Source organism: Pseudomonas sp. Sample_16, from assembly GCF_004307665.1.
Lineage (GTDB): Bacteria > Pseudomonadota > Gammaproteobacteria > Pseudomonadales > Pseudomonadaceae > Aquipseudomonas.
The window spans coordinates 1-6,470 of record NZ_RCOB01000164.1 but is presented as its reverse complement, the minus strand read 5'-3'; the positions used below and the strand labels follow the sequence as shown (position 1 = coordinate 6,470).

Here is a 6,470-nt window from a genome sequence, read left to right as displayed (position 1 = left end):
ACTTTGTTGTTGCGCACAGTTGAGCCAGGGTTCAGCGCGAACGAAAAGTTGGGGGCAGGAGATTGGCGTGGCATATGCGCTGAGTCCAATCGAAAATCGACCCAAAGTTGACTGTCGACAAGAGGCTGAATCAGCTCAAGCAAACATCAATTTTTGGGTCCTGCATTCCTTGCAGGAATACGCCACATAAAATTAATGAATTTTTATTATTGCAGTGTCTGGCGTAGCTTGATTTCAGGACATGGAGAACCGTCTTGAAATCATCCCCTCTCAACTCAGCTGAAAAATTTGATACCTCACGAGCAACTGAGTACGGACAACAAAGCCGTATTGCGCTAGCTGGATATGACGCCTGCCAAGACTTGGCTGCGTGCATGCTGGCGGCAAGCTTGGGCAATACAAACTCGGCAAAAATACTGGTCGTTGGCGCTGGCGGTACGGCGCAGGAGATTATTGCGATAGCCAAGCTTGAACCGAGTTGGCGCTTCACGGCCGTTGACCCATCCGAGCCAATGCTGGAGGCAGCGAAGCAGCAGTTAGAGGCAAACAACTTGCTTGGAAGAACGGCCATACATCTTGGGCAAGTTGAAGACCTGGCAGCTGACGAGTCATACGACGCAGCGACCTTGATCGGTGTACTCCATCATCTCGATGGAGATGAAACCAAGCGACAAATTTTACGATCCATTCGGGCTCATCTAAAACCGGGTGCGCCGCTGATTGTCGCGGGAAATCAATACGCTTACGCCAGCCAGCCACTACTGCTTGCGGCCTGGGGGCAGCGGTGGCGGCAGCATGGAGCCAGCGCGGACGAAGTGAAGGTCAAGCTTGGGAAAATCCTTCGAGGCGCTGATCCTCCACATTCCGAGGCGGCGGTTCAAAAACTCTTGCATGACACCGGATTTGGAGACGCTACCCGTTTCTTCAGCAGCCTTTTCTGGGGGGCGTGGTTGACGTGCAAAGTGGTCTGAACATGGCCGCGAATGACTGCTTCTGGCCGATTTCTGCCTGTCGCGAAGGGCCGAAAACGGCCAATAGCGGCCGTTCTGGAATGGCAGGAAACGACCGATAACTGTCTTAGATACGCAACTTTCGCCCGGAAGCGGCTCGATTGTAAGAATATGGCGGAGAGCTGCAAAACCGCCTACGCTTATAGAATGATTCCTCGAACGCCTTGCCCATCTGGTGGTATAGAGCCAAGAGATCTGACTTCCTTTGACCGTCCGCTTAACACCCACCCGGACCAACCCGCGCCTATCGCCAGCAACTGGCCCCTGAATCCGGTCCACACGACCAGCAATACGGCACAACGGGTAAAAGCCAGACGCAGTCCCCCCACCTGTCGTTCAAAAGCAACCGATGCCGCAGCACCTCTGGAAACGGGGGCGCTGTTCACGTTCTGCCATGAGGTCAATCCGTATGTATCGGCCGAGCACAATTCCTTACCAGCAGCATCGAGGGTTCAGCCGAACCTTCACTCAGGGACATTTGAGCCTTGGATTATTCTTTCCCATGGAGGCGTTCGACGGGGACACTCCGAGCATGCTCAACCAGGTCACACTGGCTAAACAAGCTGAGGCGCTGGGCTTCTGCGCGCTCTGGTTTCGCGACGTGCCGCTTCGCGACCCTGGCTTCGGCGATGTCGGCCAAGTCTTCGACCCCTGGGTTTACCTGGGTTATATGGCCGCCCATACCTCGGAGATTGCACTTGGCACCGCCTCCATCGCCATCCCGCTGCACCATCCCCTGCACACGGCCAAGGCGTCAGCCAGCGTCGATCAGTTGAGCACTGGTCGCTTGATTCTGGGGGTTGCTTCGGGAGATCGGCCAGTGGAGTTTTCGGCGTTTGGCGTCGATCCCGAAAAGCGTGGAGAGATCTTTCGAGAACACTACGAGGTGATTCGCTGCGCCCACAGCACCAGTTTTGAGCCCATCCACTGGAGCACTGGTGAAATGCAAGGCGCAGACCTGATTCCGAAACCCACCACCCAATTCATTCCAATGTTCGTTACCGGCAACAGTCGCCAGTCACTGGATTGGATCGCGCGTGAGAGCAACGGATGGATCAACTATCCACGCATACCGAATATGCAGCGGCTGGTCGTGGAAGATTGGCGGCTGGAGGTCACCAGGCAATGTGGCTCTGTGTACAAGCCCTTTACTCAGTCGCTGTACATCGATCTCGATGAGAATCCGTCCACGCCACCCACACGTATCCACTTGGGGTTCAGAATTGGACGTTACCATCTACGGTTTTTACTGGAGTCGCTTGAGGAAATCGGCGTGGACCACGTCATTCTCAATCTCAAATATGGCAAGCGCCCTGCGGCGGAGGTTATTGAGGAATTGGGTACGCACATCGTTGCGCAGTTCGGAGTGCAGCCGCGTCCGGCAGCGCATTGAACATCGGTCACTGCTACGCCGACGAATGCTCACTTGACGAAACCACAAGGTGTCACGGCGCGGATGACCTCCGGATCTACATCAATGATGGAGATCTTCGCGCCATGAGCGACCGGTGCCCGGCAAGCATCTACCCCTACCCAGCCTAAACCAATGATGAGCACATTGCCTTGCAGATTCTGTGTAGCTTCCACGCCGTCCATGGACACGATTTGCGCGCGTATCCTTTCACTTATACCGAGCGCGCAAGCATGGCATGAATCCTGGACACGGCACTTTAGCCATGACATTTATCTTAAATAAAAGTGTTTTAATTGATCACCGCCCGGGACAGCAGCAGGCCCAAGCTATCCTGATTTTCATACAAGACATCGTGAGCCTCCCCGAACTGAATGGAACTTCCTGTTGGATTTGCTTAACCGGGCAGCTTGGCCGCAAGGACGTCAACCTTCTCGATTGATGGCGGTTCAGCAAACAGCTCGGCAGCGTTTGCCATAAGCGCCGCCGCGACCTTGCCCGAAAGATGAGCCTGCCGGCCCGCTTCATCCGGGAATGCGTCAAAGATGCCAAAGGTGGACGGCCCCAAGCGGATTCCAAACCAGGCTGTAGTGGCTGGCTCCTCCTCGACTAAAGGAAGGCCGCTCAAGAGAAAGCGCTCCACCTCTTTCTCTTTCCCAGGTTTTGCTTCCAGACGAACGAACAACGCTACTTTGACCATGACGTGGCTCCTGTTGTTACGATGCGGCTGGTGCTATCTGGTCGCAATAGCTAAAAGGGGCATCCGGCTATTAACTATGGTCGACGACACCAGGATTACAAACCAAAAGAGACCAAGGGTAGCGTCGCATGTCGCTCGGACACTGAGAATGACGTAATGGGCGGCGCGCAAGCCGCAGACCAGCCGCTTGATCACTTTTCCCGAGCTGTGGCCTGATAATAAAGACTCAACGATATCTGAAATTCAGGAGAACATAACAGATCATGGTTACTGTCAGGCCGACCAATATGTACTCGACACGCGGTAGAAATATAACTAACCCACCTAAAGAAAACACGATCAAGGTGTTTTGCAGTATGTATTTCCTTATTCGACTCACGGCTATGAAATAGCCATATTGCTTCCCCAGGAAAAACAATGCCATGCCGATGATCGACATGATCTGAAAATCGCGCATCGCAATGTCATTCAGGATCGCATGCCTGATCAAATTTGCCAGAAGTGCCAGCCCCATAAAAAGAAAAAGGTGCGAGTAGATTAAAGAGTGCCCACTCATACTGCTTTCATTTTTGCTCAGCAGGTAAAAGCTATCAAAATAGATCCACCAGATACTGCAAATCATGATGAATCCGGTGATTGCCGCCGTCACATTATAACGATCCCATTGAATGTCAGATAAACCTCCAGAAAGACTGATCACTGACTCACCCAACAAGATGAGGGTGAGCAAGCCTATGCGTTCAACCAAGTGTTCTGTATGGGCTGGCAATGGCTTGAGCTTAGTCCAGAAAAATACAGGAAACAGAATATCGAGAATAATTCCAACATAAGCGACAAGGTAACGCACGGGCGGGTCAAAAATAACCGATGAGAGACTAATGACTGCGCTGATTAACAGGGCGAAGCCGAGCCTGGAGGAGAGCTCGCCGCGGGAATCGAATTTACTTATGGACGAAATGTACATGATGCTGATGATGGCACGTATGCCAAAATAGCAGGCAATAATAAACGGGTAGTTTACTTCCAGGTCTTCCCCGATCCGTGCCGACAGCACAATGAGCAGGAGCATTATGAATAATGTTGCCAAACGGTGAAGATTGCTGTCTGTATCAAACCTGTTGGAGTAAATCGTGTGACTGGACCAGATCCACCACAACGGTACAAAAAGCAGTAAGAATGTCCATAATTGCTTATGTTCAAAGTGGCCTTCATGAACATGTCCGAGAGTATGCGTAACCTGGCCTATCGTAACAACGAAAGTCAGGTCGAAAAACAACTCCAACCATGTGGCGTGTCGATTTTTTTCATAATACTTCAACGATTTCATTAGCTGCCGGCTCCGTGTACACCTCTTTAATGTAGAAGGAAGCTAACGCTGGTTTGCCCTCGGCTCTGGTGTGGGTGATGCCAGGCCGATGTGGCTATCTAGCGATTTCGTCCGCGCACTAACAGAAGCTCAATCAGCTGACTCATCTCGTTGAACTCTGGGAGCCCGTCATAGCGAAGCCCGTCAAAGTAAAACGCCGGAGTACCGTTCACGCCGCTGCGTACACCGCCATTGAAGTCGGATTGTATTTTGGGGATGTAAGTGTCCTCTCGCATGGCAACGTCGAGTTCCTCGCTGGAAAGGCCGTGTTTTAGAACAATGGCGCGATACAGCGGCAGACCCAATCGATCCTGATTTTCATACAATTCGTCGTGAGCCTCCCAGAAGAACCCTCGACTCCCGGCATACTCCGCGGTGACCGCTGCACCCAGCGCATGCGGGTGAGCTGTGGTCAGAGGAAAGTTACGGAACACGAAGAGCAAATCATCGCGAAAATGCTGTTGCAGATTCTTGACCATCCAATACGCTTCACCGCAATAGGGACATTCATAGTCGCCAAATTCCACCAAGGTGACCTTGGCATGCGCACTTCCCTGGCGATGGTCGTTGGCACTTACCGGGACTTTGAGAGTGGCCATGTAATCACCTGTTAATTTTTGGTTGGCGTGCTTTGTGGCGAATTCGCCAGAGCATCCAGCGCATCCAGAATGCCGTCCGCCCCAGGGTTGATTGCCATTGGTGAGACGTAGCTCCAGGCGACCACCCCCTCCTTGTCAATCACGAACAGTGCCCTCTTACAAACTCCGAGCTGGGACTCGTACGCTCCATACTGTCGTGCCACCGCCCCTTTGGGCTCGAAATCGGCCAGCAGGCTGAAGTGGAAATTTCGATCTTTGGCAAAGGCCTGATGACACCAGGCGCTGTCAACCGAGATACCCAGTAGCGTCGCACCGTATTCTTTGAATGTGGGTAGCAACTGGTTGTACAAGGTCAGTTGGTCGCCACAAACCGAACTCCAGTCAGCGGGATAAAACGCCAGTATCACGGGATTTCCCCTTAGCTCGTGTAGCGACAGCTGCTGGTCAGGGGTTGCGTGAAGAGTGAAGTCGGGCGCGACAGTGCCGGCCGGCAGCGGACCCTGAATCAGGTCGTCAGTCGTTTCTTTTGCATCATCGAATTCTGAAATGTTCATTGCTTGAGCCTTGATAGATGGATGGTTGGGGGGGCTCAGCGGGATACGACTTGCCCGGCGGATAACTCCATCCACCATCAAGGAATTCTTAAAACGCGACGATGCCTCGATCTCAGCCTGAGCCTGAGCCTGAGTGTTTTCGGCAGCAAGACGTTCACATTCCGCATCAATAAGCACGAGGAAATCTGCCGTGCGTTCGCGGCATTGGATTGAGGCCAGGTTGGCAGGGGAATGGTCGGATTCGCTCTGGCTCACCAATGACTATAGTCGTTGATGACGCTTACCGTAGTAGCTGAGCGAATTTTCGGTACCCTCCAGTGCCAACAACACTCACGCGCTTATCTTGCTGCCATTTCAGGCGGCGTTTTAACACGATGATTTTGGCAGCTATTTCGCCACTTCACACAAATCTACATCTGCTTTCTGGACGACAACTGCTGCCCGTTACGACAAGCAGAAGTCGACCAGAGGCAGACACTGAAACCGCCTTCAGGTCGACAGAATGAAGGTTGATATGGGAAATGCTCTGGACAAACGTCGCGTCGGGAGTGATTGGGGGTTCACTCGCATGGATCAACATCCTATACGGATAACGTGACCCCATTGCAGCACTGCGCGGAGCAGCAATCAAAGATGCGGCTCGTGCAGCGATGGTGCTGTACTTAACGAATAGTCGAGATCGGTCTTCGGGAAGCTGAGCGGTAGCCTTTGCGAATATTGTCACTGACCGCTTTTGGCCGTTTTCTGCCTGTCGCGAACGGCATAATTCCGCCACTAGCGGACGCTCGCTGCCATTTCCCGCCCAGTCCTCCCAGACAGGAACCGAACAC

Annotated in this window: 6 protein-coding genes and 2 pseudogenes; 2 read left to right on the top strand and 6 right to left on the bottom strand. The window is 52.8% G+C overall.

Features of this window, described 5'->3' with window-relative positions; translation table 11 throughout:
- The first annotated feature begins 254 nt into the window (after nt 1-254).
- Both D8U69_RS21300 and D8U69_RS21295 read left to right on the top strand, forming a co-directional pair.
- Nucleotides 255-971: a class I SAM-dependent methyltransferase gene (locus D8U69_RS21300; RefSeq protein ID WP_130908070.1), complete on the top strand. Its 717-nt coding sequence runs from the start codon at nt 255-257 to the stop codon at nt 969-971.
- Nucleotides 972-1,419: 448 nt separating this feature from the next.
- Nucleotides 1,420-2,403, top strand: coding sequence for an LLM class oxidoreductase (locus D8U69_RS21295; RefSeq protein WP_130908069.1), 984 nt, complete (start codon nt 1,420-1,422; stop codon nt 2,401-2,403).
- A gap of 38 nt (nt 2,404-2,441) precedes the next feature.
- Here D8U69_RS21295 and D8U69_RS21290 read toward each other — a convergent pair.
- The 6 genes and pseudogenes from D8U69_RS21290 to D8U69_RS29845 form a co-directional block, all read right to left on the bottom strand.
- A pseudogene (locus D8U69_RS21290) lies at nt 2,442-2,624 on the bottom strand (potassium transporter); the annotation flags it as partial.
- 194 nt (nt 2,625-2,818) lie between these two features.
- The gene (locus tag D8U69_RS21285) at nt 2,819-3,121 is read right to left on the bottom strand and encodes a hypothetical protein (protein ID WP_025569629.1); all 303 of its coding nucleotides are present in this window, start codon (nt 3,119-3,121) and stop codon (nt 2,819-2,821) included.
- A 226-nt stretch (nt 3,122-3,347) separates the two neighbouring features.
- Nucleotides 3,348-4,448, bottom strand: a complete 1,101-nt coding sequence (locus D8U69_RS21280) for a low temperature requirement protein A (protein WP_130908067.1) — start codon at nt 4,446-4,448, stop codon at nt 3,348-3,350.
- A 98-nt stretch (nt 4,449-4,546) separates the two neighbouring features.
- Nucleotides 4,547-5,086, bottom strand: a complete 540-nt coding sequence (locus D8U69_RS21275) for a DsbA family protein (protein WP_130908066.1) — start codon at nt 5,084-5,086, stop codon at nt 4,547-4,549.
- 11 nt (nt 5,087-5,097) lie between these two features.
- Nucleotides 5,098-5,640, bottom strand: a complete 543-nt coding sequence (locus D8U69_RS21270; protein WP_130908071.1) for a redoxin domain-containing protein — start codon at nt 5,638-5,640, stop codon at nt 5,098-5,100.
- An 88-nt stretch (nt 5,641-5,728) separates the two neighbouring features.
- Nucleotides 5,729-5,970: pseudogene (locus D8U69_RS29845) on the bottom strand (TolC family protein); the annotation flags it as partial.
- Nucleotides 5,971-6,470: the final 500 nt, after the last annotated feature.